Genomic DNA, 19,031 nt, shown 5'->3' on the forward strand with positions numbered 1-19,031 from the left:
GGGTGGGTTCACGCCGTCCCCCACCTGGTCGTGGGGAAGTCGGCCCGCTCGACCTCGCCCTGGCCGGGAAATCGCAGCAAGGCCGACATCGGCCGGGCGGCCGCACCCCGGCCACCCGCCCGTACCTCCACCTCACGGGTGCGCAGGTAGCCCGCGCCACCGCCCTCGAAGCCCGTCCAGCGCGAGCGACGGCGGCTCAGTTCGACCTCCGCACCGGGCCAGGAGCCCAGCGAAAGCAGCACCGAACCACGGTTGCGCGCGCGGGCGGACAGCTTTCTCGCCACCTCGGGCCGGGCGAGCCCCGGACCGACGACCACGAGGTCGAAGCCGTCGAGCAGGGCCGCGGTCACCGCCGGGAACTCGGCACCGGGACGGGGGACCAGCGCCAGCCTGCCCACCTCGACCCCGAGTTCCGCGGCGGCGACCACCCCGAGCGCGGGCAGGCCGACCGCGACCGCCCACGCACCGCCGGCGGTCGCGGCGGCCAGCAGGGTGAGCATCAGTGACGTGGACCCCAGCACCGAAACGGTGCTCCCGCGCCGGAGCCCCGCGGCGGGCAGCAGACCGGACAACGCCGGGGACACCGGGAGCACCCTTCCCGTCGTCCTCGCGTGTTCGGCCGCGGAAGCCACGCCACTGGCCGTGCTCACACCTGGCAAAGCCGCCAGCCTCGCCAACGGCAAGGCCCGCGCCTCGACCACCTCCGCTGTCACCGGACCTCGCCTCCCCACGACACCTAGACCGTCCTTTGTGGACGGCACCGGCGTGCCACGGGGAAGGCGGCACTTCGAACGCTTGTTCGATGACTCCATCGTAGACCGGGTGGCGCAGCGGTTGTCAAGCGAGCTGTGCCGACAGGCGCCAGTGGGCATGGAAGCGGCCGAGGTCACTCTGCCTGAGGTGCCTGTGATTGCTGACTGGCCCCTGTGATCGACAGGTAGCCCCTCGGTCCGCGGCTCGGGTTTGATTCGCTTGAGTCCCCGGCTGGGGTCGTAGTCGGCCCACTGTGACGCTGCTCCGTGCGAGTGGTCCGGTCAGGTCACGGGCGTGTCCTAACCCGAGCCGCGTCCGGCGGACCGAGGGAAGAATGCTCAACCATGAGTACGAGCAGAGCAGTGACCTGGGAAGGCTTCTACAACACCAGAGATCTTGGCGGCTTGCCGACCAGGTCGGGCCATGCAACTCGTTACGGCGCTTTCTTCAGGGCGGCTGATCTTCGTTTTGTCACCGACGAGGGCTGGTCCCAGGCGCGACAATCCGGTGGACGAGGTCCGGCCTGCAACGGCAAAGTCCCCGACAGCGCTGGCGGGCTCGGCGCAATTCATTGCCACCACCGCAGGTGCAATCACACCGACCGGCGTCGACCGCATCGAGGTACCCCTCGACGATATCGAGGACATCGAGTTCTGGCAGCACATCAACAGTGAGCAACTCAACGGCAGTCCGCTCTACTACCGTCTTTTCCTCGAACGGAAAGCCGGCCGGTGCGCCGCTGTCATCACTGCGCTCGCCCACTGCAGACCCGGCGGTGTCCTGTTCAACTGTGGCGCAGGCCGAGACCGCACCGGCCTGATCACCCTCCTGCTGTTGGCGCTGGCCGACGTCCGGCCGGAGGCCATCGCAACGGACTACGACCTGTCCACCGAGGCCCTGAAACCCCTGTTCGCCGCGATGGGCACCGAGGACCAAGGACCGATCATCCAGTCCATCCTCACCAACCGCGGCACCACAACTCAAGCCGTCATCCTGAGCACCCTAGAGGGCCTCGACGTCGAGCGATATCTCCTCGCTACCGGTGTCGGCAACACCGACCTCGACGGCATCCGCAGCAGACTCCTGGGACCACGCTCCGACTGATCCACCCTGTCCAAGCCCGGTCGGAGTCGACATCGAATGACCACGCGACCCACAATTCTGCGGCTGAAGGTTCCGAGACGCGACCTATCAGCTGTAATCAGCCGAGGAACACCAGGTCAACCAAGACAGCGACGCCGACTATCGCCTGTTGTCACACGAACCGGGACCGGGCCTCCGTGAACCGCGCCGCGTGTCCGACGATAGGCCCATGTACCCGGAGATCGAGCCCTACGCGTCAGGCCACCTGGACACCGGTGACGGCAACCTCGTGTACTGGGAGGAATGCGGGAACCCCGGCGGCAAGCCCGTGGTGTTCCTGCACGGCGGGCCCGGTGGCGGCTGCTCACCGTCGCACCGCCGGCTGTTCGACCCGTCCGCCTATCGGATCGTCCTGTTCGACCAGCGCGGGTGCGGGCGGTCGCTGCCGCACGCTTCGGTGTCCGGTGATCTTTCGTCGAACACGACCTGGCATCTCGTCGACGACATGGAACGCTTGCGGGAGTCGCTGGGCATCTCGCGGTGGCAGGTGTTCGGCGGATCCTGGGGGTCGACGCTGGCGTTGGCGTACGCCGAGAAGCACCCGGAACGCGTGTCGGAGCTGGTGCTGCGCGGGGTGTTCACGCTGCGTTCGTCCGAAGTGGACTGGTACTACCGGGGTGGCGCGGCGAACGTCTTCCCGGACCTGTGGGAGCAGTTCACGGCGCCGATCGCCGGGCTCGACGGCGATCCCGTCGAGCTGTACGCGAAGCTGCTCGCCGACCCCGATCCCGCGGTGCACGGGCCCGCCGCCGTCGCGTGGAGCACCTGGGAGGGCGCGACGGGGACGCTGCTCCCCCGCCCCGAACTGGTGGCGGATTTCGCCGTGCCGGAGTACGCGCTGGCGTTCGCGCGCATCGAGAACCACTATTTCGTGCACAACGGGTGGCTCGAGGAGGGGCAGCTGATCCGAGACGCCGCCGCGTTGAAGGACATTCCCGGCGTGATCGTGCAAGGAAGGTACGACCTCGCCACGCCCGCGGTTTCCGCGTGGGACCTGCACAAGGCGTGGCCGGAGTCGGAACTGGTGATCGTGCCGGACGCCGGGCACGTGTACGACGAGCCCGGCATCCTGGCCGCGTTGCTGGCGGCGACGGACCGGTTCCGCGCTCAGCCCTAGCGAGGAAGCGGAGCCGGGTGGTACCGCCGGAACGCGGGTGCGGCGGTGCCGCCTTCACCGTGCAGCCAGTCATAGAGGAAGCGGAACTCCGGGTACTTGATCAGTTCCAGACCGCCGTGACCGTCCGGCGGGCGCAGCAGCGCGATGTCCGCCCGGACTCCTTGGCCGCGTCGAGATCGTTGACCACGACACCGACGTGTTCCAGCTTCTTGAGTGTCATGTTCAGGCACCCTTCCGGCGGATGAGCTCCTCGACGGCGGAAGGCAGGGTGGTCTCGAAGTCGATGAGCTTGCCCCAGGTCGGGGTCAGCACGACGCGGACCTTGCCGTCGTAGAGCGACCGCACGTTTTCCTACCATTCGACCCGCTGCTCGGGCGTCATCTCGTAGGTGCCGTTCCACTGGAGGTACTCATCGGGGATGCCGTCGACGTAGTCCAGCTCGACGGTGCCGCGGAGGAGCAGGACCTTCGGTGGGTGCGATTCGGTGTCGATCGTCAGCGCGACGGCGGGGCTGCGGCGCAGCGCCGGCGGCTTCGGGGCGTTCGTCGAGGTGCACATGACGATCTCCGTGCCGTTCCAGTGGATGCCGATCGGGATCGCGCGCGGCGTGCCGTCGAGCGCGGTGTAGGCCAGGCGGGCCAGGTCACGGGCCGGGAGTTCGTGGCTGAGTGGGCGGTTCAGGATCTCGTCGATCGTGTTCTGCCGCATGTCGCTCTCCTCGGGTCGTTGCCTTCGGGGGCTCCCCCTGGGACGCCGCTGCCGGCACACTTCGACACTCCAGAATGTGACACGCGCCACGTCGACTTTAGCGGGCTAAACGCGATCCGGTTGTCGAAAGCGCCCCTGGCCAGGCGTCGCTCTTGTGAAGGCATACGAGAGAGGGACAGTCATGGCGAAGGAATCCGAGGTCCGCTTCGAGGGCTTCCTCCCCACCACACCCGCGGACAGCTGGGCCGCGATCACCACGGGCAGCGGCGGCTGGCTCTGGCCGATCCAGTACGAACCCCGCGACGGCGGCGCCGAGTCCGGCCTCACCCCGGACGGCGGCATGGTCACCGTCTGGAAGCCGTCACAGCGCTTCGTCACCTACGCGGAAGACGAGAGCGGCTGGTTCAACACGCTCGAATACGTCCTCGAACCGAAGGACGGGGGCACGTATCTGCGCTACGAACACACCACCGTCCTCGACGACTGGGACGTCGAATACGACGCGTGCCGGCAGCACACGTCGTTCTACTACCACTCGCTGAGCGAGTACCTGAAGCACTTCAACCGGCGTCAGGCGAAGTACTTCAAGGCCAACGCCCCCGAAGCGTCGAAGGCTCCGAAGGCGTTCGAGGCCGTCCGGGCGGCGATAGGTGCGAAGGCCGTGGGCGACCGGGTGTATCTCGATGTCCCCGGCGTCGAGGGCGTCGTCGACTACCTGACACCGGCCTTCATCGGCGTCCGGACCGAAGACGCGCTGTACCGCTTCTACGGCCGGAACGTCTGGGGCTGGCCTGTCGGCATCGGGCACCACCTGTTCGCCGAAGACGCCGACGCGGACGAGGCCGCGAAGGCGTGGACGGCCTGGCTGAACGACCTGTACGCCTAGCGGGGCAGGTTCTTCACGAGCTCAGCGCCCACGGACTTCGCCACTTCGGCGGACTCCGCGGGCGGGATCGGCGAGTTCGTGAAGAACCCTTTGTCCCATCCTTTGTAGGTGACGATGACGACGTACACACCCCGGGTGACCCGCAGCTCCGCGCCGCTGAAGGCGCTGTCGGTGTCGAGGGAGACGAGAACCGCTTTCTCCCCGATGCCCTGCACCTGCTGCTGACGCTCGGACGGCGCGGCCGACCCGGTGGAAGACTCCGACGCGCGCTTCTCGGCGTCCGGCCCCTCGTAGCGGTACACCATGACCTGGAGGGCGCGGTCGTGGACGTTGTCGCTCTCCGGCGGCAGCCAGGAACAGCCTTGCTGCTTGGTGACTATCTCGCCCGCTTTGAACTCGTTGTCGCGGACGCCCTGGAAGCTGCTGGTGAACGTCTTGTTGAGGGTTTCCGGGGAGAGGGCGCACTCGGCGGGCGGCTGCTGCGAGACCGGTGCCTTGCCGACCGACGAGTAGTACTCGGACGCGAAGATGCCGCCGGGGATGCCCAACCCGAGTAGGACGACGCCGCCCACGACCAGGCCGACGATCAGCCCGGTCTTTTTCTTCTTGGGCGGCGGCCCGTAGCCGGGCGGCGGACCGTACCCGGGCTGGGGCGGGCCGTAACCCGGCTGCTGCCCGTAGCCCGGCTGACCTCCCTGCCCAGGCGGCGGGCCGTAACCCGGCCCCTGGCCGTACCCCTGCGGCGGCTGGTGCACCGATCCTCCCCCTACCGATTCGCGTACGTCCGCATCGCGTTTAGCCCGCTAAAGGCGACACGCGCCCGGACCTGCGTTTCGCGGGCTAAACGCGATCTGCGGCCAGCATGGCACGACGGCCGGAGCCGGGCACCGGGAATGCCGTGGTCCCGTCGCGGGCACCCGGATCGCGATTAGCCCGCTAAACGCAGGTCGGCGTCAGTGGGCGAAGTGGCGCGTGCCGGTCAGGTAAAGGGTGACCCCGGCGGCCTCGGCGGCGGCGATGACCTCGGCGTCGCGGATCGAGCCACCCGGCTGGACGACGGCACGGACGCCGGCCTCCAGTAGGACCTCGAGCCCGTCCGGGAACGGGAAGAAGGCGTCCGACGCGGCGACGGAGCCCTTCGCCCGCTCTCCCGCACGCGACACCGCGAGCCGCGAGGAATCGACCCGGTTCACCTGGCCCATGCCGACGCCGACGGTCGCGCCGTCGTTCGCCAGCAGGATCGCGTTCGACTTCACCGCGCGCAGCGAACGCCACGCGAACTCGAGGTCGGCCAGCGTCCGCTCGTCGGCGGGCGCGCCGGTCGCCAGGGTCCAGTTCGCCGGGTCGTCGCCCTCGGCGGCGATCGTGTCGACGGTCTGCACCAGCATGCCGCCGGAGATCGGCCGGAACTCGATCGGATCCGGCGACGTGATTGCGGGCAGCTTCAGCAGCCGCACGTTCTTCTTGCGCTGCAGGATCTCCAGCGCCTCGGCGTCGAAGTCCGGCGCCAGGACGACCTCGGTGAACACCTCGGAGATCTGCTCGGCGGCCTCGCGGCTCACCGGCCGGTTGGTCGCGATCACCCCGCCGTAGGCCGAAACCGGGTCGCACGCGTGCGCCTTCCGGTGCGCCTCGGCGATGTCCTCGCCGACCGCGATCCCGCACGGGTTGGCGTGCTTGATGATCGCGACGGCCGGGGCCTCGAAGTCGTAGGCGGCACGGCGCGCGGCGTCGGTGTCGACGTAGTTGTTGTACGACATGGCCTTGCCGTGCAGCTGTTCCGCGTGCGCGAGGCCCGGCCGCCAATGCTTGTACAGCGCGGCCTTCTGGTGCGGGTTCTCGCCGTAGCGCAGCACGTCGCCGCGCTCCCACGAAGCGCCGGTGAAGTCCGGGAAACCGGAGTCGTCCGCGGGCGCGTAGACGTTCGCGAACCACGATGCGACTGCGGTGTCGTAGGCCGCGGTGTGCGCGTAGGCCTGCGCGGCGAGCCGCTTGCGGTCGGCCAGCTCGAAACCACCGGCGGCGACGCGCTCCAGCACCCACTCGTAACGGGAGGGGTCGACCACGACGGCGACGCTGTTGTGGTTCTTCGCCGCGGCGCGCACCATCGCCGGGCCGCCGATGTCGATGTTCTCGACACAGTCCTCGGGGCTGGCACCTGACGCGACGGTCTGCGTGAACGGGTACAGGTTGACCACGAGCAGGTCGAACGGCGCGATGTCGAGCTGCTTGAGCTGCTCGACATGCTCCGGACGCTCACGATCGGCGAGCAGGCCCGCGTGCACCCGCGGGTGCAGCGTCTTGACCCGGCCGTCGAGGGACTCCGGGAACCCGGTGACCTCTTCGACCGGCGTCACCGGCACCCCGGCGTTCGCGATGACCTTCGCCGTGCCGCCGGTCGACACGATCTCGACACCCGCCGCGTGCAGCCCGGTGGCGAGTTCGAGCAGGCCGGCCTTGTCGGAGACGCCGATCAGCGCGCGCCGGACGGGACGCTGTCCCTGTGCGGTACTCACGAAAACCTCACCTTTCGTCCCTCGACCGCGCACCCGCTCCGGCCGAGTTTTTCGATCGTTTCCACCAGGAGCCTGCGTTCCACGGCCTTGATCCGCTCGTGCAGGACGTGCTCGTCGTCGTCGGGCTCCACGATCACCGGCTCCTGCGCGATGATCGGCCCGGTGTCGACTCCGGCGTCGACGAAATGGACCGTCGACCCGGTGACCTTGACGGCCATCGCCAGCGCGTCGGCCACGGCGTGCGCGCCGGGGAACGACGGCAGCAACGCCGGATGTGTGTTGATCACGCGGCCGGGGAACCGCGCGAGGAATTCGGCGCCGAGGATCTTCATGAATCCGGCCGAGACGACCAGGTCCGGCTGGTAGGCGGCGACGGCTTCGGTGATCGCCTTGTCCCAGGCCGCGCGGTCCGGGTGATCGGCCATCCGCACGGCGAACGACGGCACGCCCGCGCGTTCGGCCCGGGTGAGCGCCTCGATGCCGGCGCGGTCCGCTCCGACGGCGACCACCTTCGCCGGGAAGTTCGGCTTTTCGACCGCGTCGAGCACGGCTTGCAGCAGCGTGCCGGAACCGGACGCGAGGACGACGAGCTTCACCGGAGTGGGCAGGTCCAACCGACTAGCCAGAACGGGCTCCTTGCCACGGCGGTACGCACTCGGGCGTACGGCGCTTCACCTGGTCGCGACAACCCTAACGGTCGTCTCCGGGGGCGCTTTCGTCGCCGGACCCCTCGGTGGAGTCGGTCACAGCGACGTCCTGCTCGGGCTCGTCTTCCGGCTCCGCGTCCGGCTCGTCTTCAGCAGGAGTCTCGTCGACGTCCTCCGCCGGTTCTTCGGCTTCGGGCTCGGTTTCTTCCTCCGCCGGTTCATCCTCTTCCGGCTCGACGAGGTCTTCCTCGACCTCGGGTTCACCCGGCGGTTCGGGGGCGTCGTGCGCTCCGGCGAAGAACGCGACGAACCCGCCGGGAACGACGATCCAGCAGAAGGCGATCACCGACGCGACCCCGACCGGCACGCTGACCGGATCGAACGGCCCGTCTCCCAGCCTGCCACCGGAAAGGGTCCCGAGGATGACACAGCCGAACGCGACGAACGCGCCCGCGACGGCGACCGCCCGCATCCGCAGCATCGGATCCTCGTCGATCGCGCGGATCCGCCAGCCGACCAGCGCGCCGACCAGCGCGGGCAGGAGCAGCAACGCTGGCCACCAGACCGCGTGGTGCGACGGGACCCCCGCCAGCAGCGGCACCCCGGGCAGCTTGCCTTCCTGGTAGCCGAACATGCCGACGGTCAGCGAACCGACCGAGAACCCCGGCCCGGTGGTGAACGACAGCGCGGCGACGACCGCGTTCGGCAGGTAGGCGACGGAAAGCACGAACAGGCCGAAGCTCGCACCGAATCCCGGCTCGAACAGACTGTCCACAGTGGACCAAGAAAGCGCGGTGGCCGCGGTGAACACCACGGCGCCGCAGGCGATCAACGCGGCGAGCCCGAGCGCGCCCGCCCGCAGGCCTTGGACCGCCACCGGATCGAACCGGTCCCGCACCGCGACAGGCAGCCCGCAGGCCTTGGCGACCCCCGCGATGGCGGCGAGTCCGGCGAGGAGGCCCGGTACGCAGAAAGCGGTCAGCGGGTTCGCGTCGACCGGCGATCCGCCCGCCAGCAGGGCGACGAGCACACCGAACAGGGCGTGGGCGCCGGCGATCACCGTCACCACGGGAATGGCGTCCGCCGGGGTCCGGCCGCCGCTCCGGCGGGCGGCGCGTGCGGCGGCCCTCGCCACGATCCAGCCGACGACGAGCGTCGGCAGCAGCGGCAGCACGCCGAGCGGATGACCACCGAGGTCGAGTTCCACCTGCCACGAGGCGAGCCAGCCGGGGCCGGCGGCGAGCAGGGCGCCGGTGGCGGAGAACCGGGACCGGTCGGCGGCGAACGAAACCACCGCGAGGACGGCCGCGATGGCGGTGAAGGAGAACAACAGGGGCGCGCAGGCCGCCGCGAGCAACACACGAACCCGCTTCGCCCTGGAGACCTCCAGCTCGGGGACGAGGTCGCTCACCGGCTCTTCGCCCGGCGGGCGTTCGTCGCGGGTGAGCAGCTTCATGAACCGCACCATGACATCCGGACTGGGCCGTCCGGGTGAGGCACGCCGCCACCCGTCGGCGCACGTGGCCCAACCCACCCGGTCGGGTAACCCGGAAAAGAAAAACACCCGCTGTGACACGGAGAGTCACAGCGGGTGCTTTTTCGTGCGAGAGGTCAGCTCTGCTGGCCGAAACCGCCGGGCGGCGTGCCCGGGTTCTGACCCGACTCCGACGAGGAGGACGGCGGCTGCTGGAAGAACTGGCCCTGCTGCGGCGCGTACGTCGTAGCCTGCTGGCCCGGCGGCTGTGTGACCGGCGGCTGGAACCCGCCCGGCTGCGAGAACGGACCGGACTGCTCACCCTGCTGACCCTGCTGGCCCGAACCGGGGAACGGCTGGACCTGCGTGGCGGCCGGGCCCTGCTGACCCTGCTGACCGAACGGACCCTGCGGGCCCTGCTGCGGGAACTGCTGACTGTACGGAGCCTGCGGCGCCTGCTGCTGCGGCTTCGCGGCGGGCAGCTTGATGACGTCGTGCTCGAACAGCAGCGCGGCGACCGCGACCAGCATCTGCAGGATGCCGAGGATCAGCACCACGGTGAGGATGCCGGGGACCGAGACATCCTCACGACCGCTCCCGTAGCCGATGACCAGATCCAGCGCTCCGAACGCGCCGAGGACGCTGAACAACGCGGCGAACGGCAGTGTCTTCGGACCGCGCGGCAGCGCGTGCAAGGCCGCGAGCAGACCGCTGACCAGCAGGAAGATCGAGACCTGCCCGGCGGCGTCGGCCTCGTCGGAGAAACCGATGAAGAACTGCACCAGGCCGAGGACGGTCACGGCGAGCGCGAGCAGCAACGCCAGGTTCAGCGGAGTCGCCTGCGACGGCGCCTGCTGCTGAGGAAAGGCTCCCGAGCCGGGGTTGGGGTGTTGCTGGCCGCCACCCTGCTGGGGGTAGCCGGGCCCACCGCTGGGATAGGACATCCGAATGCTCTCCTGTCGTTCGACCGGCACCCCGGGGCGCGCGGGACTCCCGGGACAAACGAGGCGGCTGTGATGCTCGAACGCTAGCGCACACGCGGACACCCCACGCCTCGGGCTCTGAGACGTCTCTACACCCGGTCGGGTTCCGTGCGGAACCCCTCGGCGACGACCGGATCGCGATTAGGGGGCTAAACGCGACGCGGCCGCCGGATCGCGATTAGGGGGCTAAACGCAGGTCCGCCCCGACGTGCGTTCAGCGGGCTAACCGCGATCCGGGCGCAAAGAGGCGGGCCGGGCACCACATCTGCTCGTCGGCCGATGACTACCTNCGAACGCCTCGAGGGCGTCGATGTGCGTCGTGCCGATGACCGGGTCGCCGCCGATGCCGACACCGGTCGAGAAACCGATGTCACGCAGCTCGTACATCATCTGGTAGGTCAGCGTGCCCGACTTCGACACGAGACCGATCGGGCCGGCACCGGTGATGTCGGCCGGGATGATGCCCGCGTTCGACTTGCCGGGGCTGATCACGCCGGGGCAGTTCGGCCCGATGATGCGGGTCTTGTTGCCCGTCGCGACCGCGTGCGCCCAGAAGTAGGCCGAGTCGTGCACCGGGATGCCCTCGGTGATCACCACGGCGAGCGGGATCTCGGCGTCGATCGCCTCGATGACCGCGTCCTTGGCGAACTTCGGCGGCACGAAGATGACCGAAACGTCGGCGCCGGTCTCCTTGATGGCCTCCTCGACCGTGCCGAACACGGTGAGGTCCTTGCCCTCGATGGAGACGGTCTGGCCTGCCTTGCGGGCGTTGACGCCACCCACGATGTTCGTGCCGGACTTCAGCATCTTGGTCGCGTGCTTCATGCCCTCGGAGCCGGTGAGCCCCTGGACGATGACCTTGCTGTTCTCGTTGATGAAGATCGACATCTCACGCACCTGCCGCGGCGAGCTCGGCGGCCTTGTCGGCCGCGTTGTCCATTGTGTCCACCACGGTGACGAGCGGGTGGTTCGCGTCGGCCAGGATCTGACGTCCCTCGACGACGTTGTTGCCGTCCAGCCGCACGACGAGCGGCTTGGTGGCCTCGTCGCCCAGGATCTTCAGCGCTTCGACGATGCCGTTCGCGACCGCGTCGCAAGCGGTGATGCCACCGAAGACGTTGACGAAGACGCTCTTCACGTCGGTGTCGTTGAGGATGACGTCCAGACCGGCCGCCATGACCTCGGCCGAAGCGCCGCCACCGATGTCGAGGAAGTTGGCGGGCTTGACGCCGCCGTGCTTCTCGCCCGCGTACGCCACGACGTCCAGCGTGGACATCACGAGGCCCGCGCCGTTGCCGATGATGCCGACCTCGCCGTCGAGCTTGACGTAGTTGAGGTCCTTGGCCTTGGCCTTCGCCTCGAGCGGGTTCTCCGCGTCCTTGTCGACCAGGGCCTCGTGGCCCGGCTGACGGAACGAGGCGTTCTCGTCGAGGGTGACCTTGCCGTCGAGGGCGATGATCTTGTCCTGCGGGTCACGGACCAGCGGGTTGACCTCGACCAGCGTGGCGTCCTCGGAGACGAAGGTCTCCCAGAGCTTCACGACGACGTCGGCGGCCTCGTCGACGACCTTCTCCGGGAACTTGCCCGCGGTCAGGATCTCGACGGCCTTCGCCTTGTCGACACCGGCGATCGCGTCGACCGGGATCTTCGCGAGCGCTTCGGGACGCTCGACGGCCAGCTGCTCGATCTCCACGCCACCTTCGGCGGAAGCCATCGCGAGGAAGGTGCGGTTCGCACGGTCCAGCAGGAAGGAGAAGTAGTACTCCTCGGAAATGTCCGAGGCTTCGGCCACCAGCACGCGACGCGTGATGTGGCCCTTGATGTCCAGGCCGAGGATCGCCTCGGCCTTCTCGGCGGCCTCATCCGGCGTCTGGGCCAGCTTGACGCCGCCCGCCTTGCCGCGGCCGCCGGTCTTGACCTGCGCCTTGATGACGACCTGGTTGCCGATCTTCTCGGCGGTGGCCTTGGCTTCTTCGGGGGTGTTTGCCACGGCACCCGGCAGAACCGGTACTCCGTGGGCGGCGAAGAGATCCCTCGCCTGGTATTCGTAGAGGTCCACTACTCCAGTCTCCTGACGACACGCCACTGTGGTGGTCCGTTGCCGGACCGCGCTGTCGGACCAGTCGAGGTTAGCGACCTGCGCAGAAGCAGGGGACTCCGCACCTGGTGAAGTCGGTCACCGTACGCGGTCAGACGGTGTTTCCACGGTGTGAGACCGCACACCGGAGACCCAGTTCGCCGCGTCTTCCAGGGTTTCGAAGGAGTTCTCGAACCCGCTCGGCCCGTTACCGACCGCGAAGAGGAGAACGCCGGGGGCAGCTTCGGCGAGTCCTTCCGGTCCGCTCGCGCCGCACAGGATGCCGAGGATGTCCGGATCCTCCTGTTCGACCGTCCTGGCCACTTGGTCGACCGTGTCGAGGCGTCCGACGTAGACGACCTCGACGCCGTCATCACGCAGCAACCGACCGAGAGCGACCGCCGCGCCTTCCTCGACGTCGAACTCGGCCAGCACGACCCGAAGAAGACGGCGCGTCATCCGGCCCGCCGTGAGCCCGCGACGGCCATCCCGGCCGTGACGAGGGTGACGACGGCGCCGCCCAGCGCGAGCCAGAACCCGATCCCGGCCGACGAGCCGTCGTACTCCGAGCCGACCAGCGGAAGTTCCGCCGCGCGCAGGCCGAGCACCAGCGCGGCCCCGGCCAAGGCGGACGCCGCCGCGGCCGGCCGTGAACGCGGGACGAGCGCGTACAGGCCGAGCACGACCGCGAGCGCGCCGAGCAGGCCCCACGACGCCGCGCCGAAGTCCGACCACAGCCCGGGGGCGGCGTAGCCGGGCGCGGTGAACACCGGCGTGCCGAACGCGGCGATCGCCAGTACCGCCGCCGCGACGAGCGGGGTGAGCACGTTCCCGCTCGCCCGCGTTCCGTCCAGGCCGGTGTCCAGTTCCGCGTCGTCGTCGGAGACGTCACGCTCCACGACGCCGGTGATCACCGCCGCGAGCGCGGCCACGGCCGCCAGCACGAGCGCGATGAACGTCCACGTGACCCCGGGACCCGCCGAGAAGCCGACCTTGTCCGGCAGCGGTACCGGCAGATCGACTCCGAACAGCGCCGGGTCCACGGCCTTGTCCTCGGTCACGGACAAGGCCGCGCTCAGCACCGCCGCGCCCGCGAGGACGACCCCCGCCCACGTGGCCGCGACGACTCCCCTCGCGAACGCCGAGAGCCGCGGTACGAAGACGAAGAGCGCGGGCACGGCGAGCACGACCGCGGCGCCGAGCAGCAGCCAGCGCGCCGGAGTCTCGGGTACCGGTGTCGGACCGTTGGCCTTCAGTACCGGGGCCAGCGCACCCGCGACCGCGGCCGTGGCGGCGAGCAGCGCCAGCCCGCCGGTGGCCAGCCGCCACCAGAACAGCCCCGGCAGCTTGGCCTCGCCCGCCAGGTCGCCGGTGACGGCCTCGCCCGCTTCCGCGACGTCGAACCGCGTGAAGGCAAGGCCCACGAGCGCCAGGCCCGCGACGGTCACGACCACCGAACCCGGCGCGACCGAAAGCCGGTCCACGACCAGCCCCGCGATCACGGGCGGGACACCGACCGCGAGCGCCGCCAGCCCCGCTCCGGCGAATCCGCCCTTGCCGACCCCGGCCGAGGGCGAACTCACCGCCACGAGCACGGTCAGCGGGAGCAAGGCCGCGAGCAACAGGTACCCGGCCATCGCGACGGTCGGGCCTTCGAAGGCGTTCTTGGCCAGGAGGTAAGCGTTGCCCGAACCGAGCGGCGCGAGCAGCAAGCCGACCCCGCCCGCCACGCCGAGCACGGGGCCGAGCAGCCGCCAGCGGCGCCGTCCGTCGAGTTCACCCGCCAGTTCCGCCTCGTCGCGAGCGGCCCCGGCGGCGAACGCCCCGGCCGCGAGCGTGAGCAGATGACCCGCCACCAGCGGCCACAGCCCCGGCCCCGCCGGAGGCAGCGCGAGCAGCCTGTCGGCGAGGAACAGTTCCGGACGCGCGGCGAGGGACCCGTCGGCGAGCAGCTGCAGATCCAGCAGCAGCCGTCCGGGCGCGAGCGCGGTGAGCCCGAGCACCAGACCCGCCGTGAGCCCCGAGCGGCCGGTGACCACCGCGTAGAGCACGGCCGCCGCGGGCGCCAAGGCCAGCACGACCAGCAGGGGAGCGGCGGTGAAACCAGGCGAACCGCCCTGGATGACGGGCAGCAGCGCGCCGGCGGCCAGCGCGACCGCACCGGCCGACACCAACCCCGCCGACAGCAGGAGCGCTCGCGGGCGGGAGCCCGGTTCGCTCCGGAGAAGTTCGGCGGACGCGGTACCGGGGTCGGCTTGCCCGGCGGAGTCGCCAGGGTGCCGTGAGCGCGAAGTCATCGACGGCGACGCTAGCAAGCCAGGGTCGGCGGGGCCCCGCAGCAGGGCGCCCCAGGTCTCATCGGCGCTCGACCAGGCCGCTGAAGGGGCCGGGTCCGGGTAAACCTGTTTCAACACCGTCGTGCAACCACTTATTTCCCTCGTTTGCCTCCCTTCCGGCCCTCCGGTACCCCCGAACGGCCCTCTGATCTTGTAACGCAAGTCACACGGTGGTGAGTAAACCTCCTCTAACTTTGGGTAATTTTCACTGGACAACGGCCAGATCGCCGTCGCCCGATCGGCCGAGAGCGCCGCCAGATCTTGCTGATCGGGGTGCCGCTTCGTTACTGTCCCGGGGTCCCCATTACAGTCAGATCACGAATGAGAGCACCGAACGAACCACCCCCGAGGTCGTTCACCGGGATCCCCCGCCCGGGCTCTTGATCCGACTCCCCGAACACGGAAGGCCCCGTCTTGGCTTCACACCGCTCCCCCGGCGGCCAAGCTCCTTCCCCGGCGCTCGAGAACGCACTCGATGGTGCGGTCGTTCGCGTCCGGGGCTCGCACCGCCTGTCGCCCCCGTCCTCGGCCCTTCGCGGTCGTGTCGTGGTCGCAGCCGTAGCTGCCGGCGCCTTCGCGGCCGCCGCTGCCGGGCAGACCCTGAAGTCCGTTTCGGAATCCTCCGACGCCGCCGTCACCCCGCTGGCCAGCACCCAGGACGCGAGCGCCTCGTTCGCCCTCGGCGGCGGAGCCGGTGGTGGCGCCCCCGAGCTGCTGCCGACGAGCCAGTCGACGAACGCCTCCGCCGAAGCCCAGAAGCTCTCGGAGAACAACAGCATCACCCAGGCCCGCGTCAAGCGTGAGGCCGAAGCGGCCCGCAAGGCCGAAGAAGAGGCCAAGCGGCCCAAGACCTGCATGCCGACCAAGGGCACCTTCACCTCGGGCTTCGGCGCCCGGTGGGGCACGAGCCACCTCGGCATCGACATCGCGGCCCCGATCGGCACGCCGATCGTCGCGGCCTCCGACGGCACGGTCGTCGAAGCGGGCCCGGCCAGCGGTTTCGGCCTCTGGGTCAAGGTCCAGCTCGCCGACGGCACCATCCACGTCTACGGCCACATGAACTCGTTCTCCGTCCGCGAAGGCCAGAAGGTCAAGTGCGGCGAGGAGATCGCCGAGGTCGGCAACCGTGGTCAGAGCACCGGCCCGCACCTGCACTTCGAGGTGTGGCAGAACGGCACGAAGAAGATCGACCCGCGCCCGTGGCTCGCCGCCCGTGGCGTGAGCGTCGGCTGATCCTGCCGCAGTCCCCTTCACCACACCGGTGACCCCGCCCGCGACAAGGGCGCGCCGGGCAACGACGCTCTGGCGCGCCTTCAAGGCCTCCGCTTCCCCCTTCGAAGACATCGGGAAGCGTCGCAGGCCATCCACCGCGGAGCGCGTGCCCTCTTTCGGGCCCTCAATGCCCTCATGCGACGCCGTCGGCCGGCTTCCGGACGAAGTACCCCACGGCGATCTGCCAGACCGTGCAGAGACCGGCCGGGCGCCGTTCGATCGGCCGCCATCCGGCGAGAAGTCCCCGGAAAAGAGTTCGGCACCCGGCTGGCCGCGGCCCGAACAGCCATCGCCGCGCGTGACCGCATACGACGCACCGTCCGGCCCCGTCCGGTTCGTGTGTCCGCAGTAACGCGCGCCAGGCCGCGACCAGCCTGAGCACTTCCGGCGGTTCCGGACCCCGATCCGTCCCCACCCCTTCTTCAACACCCCGCAAGTACTCGAGTACCCCACTCGAGAGAACCCCAAACAAGACCCCGTCCACACCGCGTGCCCCCTCCTCCTGGTCGGGGCACACCGGCTCATCCAGCCTACCCCAGCGCATCGAACTCGTGTTCGATGGCACAGGTATACGGGAGGGGTCCGACAGTTTTCGTGCGCGGCGAAGAAACCGCAGGTCAGGGCTAGAGTTTGACCATCGGGACGCTACCGATGAGCATCAGCCGGACCTTGCCGGCGGCGCCGAAGTCGATCGTCGCCGTGGCCCGCGGGCCCGCGCCGTCGCAGGCGACGACGGTCCCGAGCCCGTACTTGTCGTGGCTGACCCTGTCGCCGACGTCCAGTTTGAGCGCGACGGTGTCCTTCCAGCCCTTGCCGAACGGGCTGGTGCTCGCCGACCTCGAAGGCGACGAGCCACCGCCGCGGCTCCCCCAGGTCGTCGCGGCACGCGGCGATCCACCCGACGAACCGAAACCGCCGGAGGAAGAGGAAGGCGCGAGCCTGCGCCAATCGACCAGGTCCGCGGGAAGCTCGTCGAGGAACCGCGAGGCCGGGTTCATCTGCGGTTGGCCCCAGGCGGAGCGCACCATCGAACGGGAGACGTACAGCCTCTTCCTCGCCCGCGTGATCGCGACGTAGGCGAGCCGTCGCTCTTCGGCCAGTTCGGTCGGGTCACCGAGCGCGCGCATATGCGGGAAGATCCCGTCTTCCCAGCCCGTTCCGAAGACGACCGGGTACTCGAGGCCCTTCGCGGTGTGCACGGTCATCAGCGTGACCACGCCCGCGTCGTGCCCCTCGCCGCTATCGTCGCCGCCGTCGGGCGACGGGACCGAATCCGCGTCCGCCACCAGCGAGACCCGCTCCAGGAAGGCGGGCAGCGAACCCGGCTCCGGCACACCGGGGTCCGCGGTGTCGATTTCGGGGAGTTCGCCGTCCGGACCGGCGACCTCCGTGGTGAATTCGGTGAACTCCCGCGCGACGGTGACGAGTTCCGTCAGGTTCTCCACCCGCGACGCGTCCTGCGGGTCTTCGGACTCCTCGAGTTCCGTGCGGTAGCCCGTGCGCTCCAGGACCGCTTCGAGGATGTCGGCGACTTCCGCGCCGCTCTCGACGACCTCGCCGAGCTCGTCCATCAACTCGACGAAACCGGTGATCGCCTTGGCGGAGCGCGGGTTCAGCAGCGGCACCTCGCCGTTGACCGCGCCGCGCAACGCCTGCGCGAACGAGATCCGCTCGCGCTCGGCGTACGTCGCGATGACCGCTTCGGCGCGGTCGCCGATGCCTCGTTTGGGGACGTTGAGGATGCGGCGCAGGCTGACCGTGTCCTCCGGGTTCGCCAGCACCCTCAGGTACGCGAGCATGTCGCGGACCTCGCGCCGTTCGTAGAACCGCACCCCGCCGACGACCTTGTACGGCAGGCCCAGGCGGATGAAGATCTCTTCGAAGACACGGGACTGGTTGTTGGTGCGATAGAAGACCGCGACATCGGAATAGTCCGCTTCGCCCTTGTCCGCCAGCGCGTCGATCTCGCCCGCGACGAACGCCGCTTCGTCGTGCTCGTTGTCCGCGACGTAGCCGACGATCTTCTCGCCGTCACCGGAATCGGTCCACAGCCGCTTCGCGCGCCTGTTGGGGTTTCGCGCGATGACCGCGTTCGCCGCGTTCAGGATCGTCTGGGTCGAGCGGTAGTTCTGTTCCAGCAGCACGGTCCGCGCGTTCGGGAAATCGCGTTCGAATTCCTCGATGTTGCGGATCGTCGCGCCGCGGAAGGCGTAGATCGACTGGTCCGCGTCACCCACGACGCAGAGTTCGGCCGGCTCGATCCCGGCCTCGTTCGCCTCGGTGCCCACCAGCTCGCGGACCAGCGTGTACTGCGCGTGGTTCGTGTCCTGGTACTCGTCGACCAGCACGTGCCGGAACCGCCGCCGGTAGTACTCGGCGACGTCCGGATACCGCTGCAGGAGTTCGACCGTCCGCATGATGAGGTCGTCGAAGTCGAACGCGTTGGCCTGGTTCAGCCGCCGCTGGTACTCGACGTAGACCTCGGCGACGCGGCGTTCGAGATCGTTGCCCGCGTCGGCGACCGCCGTCTCCGGATCGATCAGCTCGTTCTTGAGGTTCGAGATGTGCACGGCCAGCGTGCGCGCCGCGTACTTCTTCGGGTCGATGTCGAGATCGCGGGCGACGAGGGTGATGAGCCGCTTCGTGTCGTCCGAGTCGTAGATGGAGAAACTCGACGACATCTCCAGCGTTTTGGCCTCACGGCGCAGGATCCGCACGCACATGGAGTGGAACGTCGACACCCACATGGCGTTCGCGCGGCGGCCGACGAGGTCGCTCACCCGCTCCCGCATCTCCGCGGCCGCCTTGTTGGTGAACGTGATCGCCATGATCTGGCCGGGGTGCACGTCCCGTTCGGCCAGCAGGTACGCGATCCGCCGGGTCAGCACCCGGGTCTTGCCGGAACCCGCGCCCGCGACGACCAGCAGCGGCGAGCCCGCATGGGTCACGGCCTCGCGCTGTGCCGGGTTCAGGTCGTCGAGCAGGTCCGAGTGCCGGGACTTGGCCGGACCGTCCGCTGGGAGATCGAAGAGGGTGTTCATCGCCGGTCCACGCTACAGCGCCGGGCGTAGGCGGTGTTGACGCCTGCCGTCCGACGCGCGAGCGGTGTTCGCGGCGGA

Annotated in this window: 15 protein-coding genes and 2 pseudogenes; 5 read left to right on the forward strand and 12 right to left on the reverse strand. The window is 69.5% G+C overall.

The genetic code is table 11. From position 1 onward, the window contains the following. Positions 1-8 precede the first annotated feature (8 nt). Positions 9-683, reverse strand: coding sequence for a hypothetical protein (locus LCL61_RS40785; protein ID WP_425342086.1), 675 nt, complete (start codon positions 681-683; stop codon positions 9-11). A gap of 414 nt (positions 684-1,097) precedes the next feature. On the opposite strand from LCL61_RS40785, the gene LCL61_RS40790 reads away from it, so the two are divergent. The 3 genes from LCL61_RS40790 (at position 1,098) to pip (ending at position 3,013) form a co-directional block, all read left to right on the forward strand. Beyond that, positions 1,098-1,427, forward strand: a complete 330-nt coding sequence (locus LCL61_RS40790) for a tyrosine-protein phosphatase (protein WP_340684675.1) — start codon at positions 1,098-1,100, stop codon at positions 1,425-1,427. 70 nt (positions 1,428-1,497) lie between these two features. Further along, positions 1,498-1,857, forward strand: a complete 360-nt coding sequence (locus tag LCL61_RS40795; RefSeq protein WP_425342087.1) for a tyrosine-protein phosphatase — start codon at positions 1,498-1,500, stop codon at positions 1,855-1,857. A gap of 208 nt (positions 1,858-2,065) precedes the next feature. After that, positions 2,066-3,013 carry a prolyl aminopeptidase gene (gene pip, locus LCL61_RS40800; RefSeq protein ID WP_340684676.1) on the forward strand — a complete coding sequence of 316 codons (948 nt, stop codon included), beginning with the start codon at positions 2,066-2,068 and terminating at the stop codon, positions 3,011-3,013. 222 nt (positions 3,014-3,235) lie between these two features. Here pip and LCL61_RS40805 read toward each other — a convergent pair. Next, positions 3,236-3,721: pseudogene (locus LCL61_RS40805) on the reverse strand (pyridoxamine 5'-phosphate oxidase family protein). 181 nt (positions 3,722-3,902) lie between these two features. Between LCL61_RS40805 and LCL61_RS40810 the strand changes: the two are divergent. Then, on the forward strand, positions 3,903-4,607 hold the full coding sequence (locus LCL61_RS40810; RefSeq protein WP_340684677.1) for an SRPBCC domain-containing protein: 705 nt from the start codon (positions 3,903-3,905) through the stop codon (positions 4,605-4,607). Here the strand turns inward: LCL61_RS40810 and LCL61_RS40815 are convergent. The 9 genes and pseudogenes from LCL61_RS40815 to LCL61_RS40855 form a co-directional block, all read right to left on the reverse strand. Next, the gene (locus tag LCL61_RS40815; RefSeq protein WP_340684678.1) at positions 4,604-5,362 is read right to left on the reverse strand and encodes a hypothetical protein; all 759 of its coding nucleotides are present in this window, start codon (positions 5,360-5,362) and stop codon (positions 4,604-4,606) included. The genes LCL61_RS40810 and LCL61_RS40815 overlap by 4 nt on opposite strands. A gap of 198 nt (positions 5,363-5,560) precedes the next feature. Further along, a complete protein-coding gene (gene purH, locus LCL61_RS40820) occupies positions 5,561-7,123 on the reverse strand; it encodes a bifunctional phosphoribosylaminoimidazolecarboxamide formyltransferase/IMP cyclohydrolase (protein ID WP_340684679.1) in 1,563 nt (520 codons plus the stop codon). Next, positions 7,120-7,737 carry a phosphoribosylglycinamide formyltransferase gene (gene purN / locus LCL61_RS40825; protein ID WP_125680035.1) on the reverse strand — a complete coding sequence of 206 codons (618 nt, stop codon included), beginning with the start codon at positions 7,735-7,737 and terminating at the stop codon, positions 7,120-7,122. Before purN ends, purH begins: the two co-directional genes overlap by 4 nt. A gap of 76 nt (positions 7,738-7,813) precedes the next feature. Continuing rightward, positions 7,814-9,238 (reverse strand): DUF6350 family protein, encoded by a 1,425-nt coding sequence (locus tag LCL61_RS40830; RefSeq protein WP_340684680.1) that lies wholly within the window; start codon positions 9,236-9,238, stop codon positions 7,814-7,816. A gap of 143 nt (positions 9,239-9,381) precedes the next feature. Beyond that, the gene (locus LCL61_RS40835) at positions 9,382-10,188 is read right to left on the reverse strand and encodes a DUF5336 domain-containing protein (protein WP_340684681.1); all 807 of its coding nucleotides are present in this window, start codon (positions 10,186-10,188) and stop codon (positions 9,382-9,384) included. Positions 10,189-10,518: 330 nt separating this feature from the next. Then, a pseudogene (locus LCL61_RS40840) lies at positions 10,519-11,115 on the reverse strand (CoA-binding protein); the annotation flags it as partial. Between the two features lies 1 nt (position 11,116). Next, on the reverse strand, positions 11,117-12,286 hold the full coding sequence (gene sucC, locus LCL61_RS40845) for an ADP-forming succinate--CoA ligase subunit beta (RefSeq protein ID WP_126736646.1): 1,170 nt from the start codon (positions 12,284-12,286) through the stop codon (positions 11,117-11,119). A gap of 117 nt (positions 12,287-12,403) precedes the next feature. Next, a complete protein-coding gene (locus LCL61_RS40850; RefSeq protein ID WP_340684682.1) occupies positions 12,404-12,763 on the reverse strand; it encodes a hypothetical protein in 360 nt (119 codons plus the stop codon). Then, positions 12,760-14,601, reverse strand: a complete 1,842-nt coding sequence (locus tag LCL61_RS40855) for a hypothetical protein (RefSeq protein WP_340684683.1) — start codon at positions 14,599-14,601, stop codon at positions 12,760-12,762. Before LCL61_RS40855 ends, LCL61_RS40850 begins: the two co-directional genes overlap by 4 nt. A 585-nt stretch (positions 14,602-15,186) precedes the next feature. On the opposite strand from LCL61_RS40855, the gene LCL61_RS40860 reads away from it, so the two are divergent. Then, a complete protein-coding gene (locus LCL61_RS40860) occupies positions 15,187-15,873 on the forward strand; it encodes a M23 family metallopeptidase (RefSeq protein WP_340684684.1) in 687 nt (228 codons plus the stop codon). A gap of 662 nt (positions 15,874-16,535) precedes the next feature. Here the strand turns inward: LCL61_RS40860 and pcrA are convergent. Further along, entirely contained in the window at positions 16,536-18,953 is a 2,418-nt protein-coding gene (gene pcrA, locus LCL61_RS40865) for a DNA helicase PcrA (protein ID WP_340684685.1), read from the reverse strand. Between the last annotated feature and the right edge of the window lie 78 nt (positions 18,954-19,031).

The sequence above is a fragment of the Amycolatopsis coloradensis genome, from assembly GCF_037997115.1.
Classification (GTDB): domain Bacteria; phylum Actinomycetota; class Actinomycetes; order Mycobacteriales; family Pseudonocardiaceae; genus Amycolatopsis; species Amycolatopsis coloradensis_A.

Bases quoted from the DNA above. Each gene is read 5' to 3' on its own strand.
- LCL61_RS40850 (WP_340684682.1), bottom strand. From the start codon at position 12,763: ATGACGCGCCGTCTTCTTCGGGTCGTGCTGGCCGAGTTCGACGTCGAG.
- LCL61_RS40830 (WP_340684680.1), bottom strand. From the start codon at position 9,238: ATGGTGCGGTTCATGAAGCTGCTCACCCGCGACGAACGCCCGCCGGGC.
- pcrA (WP_340684685.1), bottom strand. From the start codon at position 18,953: ATGAACACCCTCTTCGATCTCCCAGCGGACGGTCCGGCCAAGTCCCGG.
- LCL61_RS40835 (WP_340684681.1), bottom strand. From the start codon at position 10,188: ATGTCCTATCCCAGCGGTGGGCCCGGCTACCCCCAGCAGGGTGGCGGC.
- pip (WP_340684676.1), top strand. From the start codon at position 2,066: ATGTACCCGGAGATCGAGCCCTACGCGTCAGGCCACCTGGACACCGGT.
- LCL61_RS40810 (WP_340684677.1), top strand. From the start codon at position 3,903: ATGGCGAAGGAATCCGAGGTCCGCTTCGAGGGCTTCCTCCCCACCACA.
- LCL61_RS40855 (WP_340684683.1), bottom strand. From the start codon at position 14,601: ATGACTTCGCGCTCACGGCACCCTGGCGACTCCGCCGGGCAAGCCGAC.
- LCL61_RS40790 (WP_340684675.1), top strand. From the start codon at position 1,098: ATGAGTACGAGCAGAGCAGTGACCTGGGAAGGCTTCTACAACACCAGA.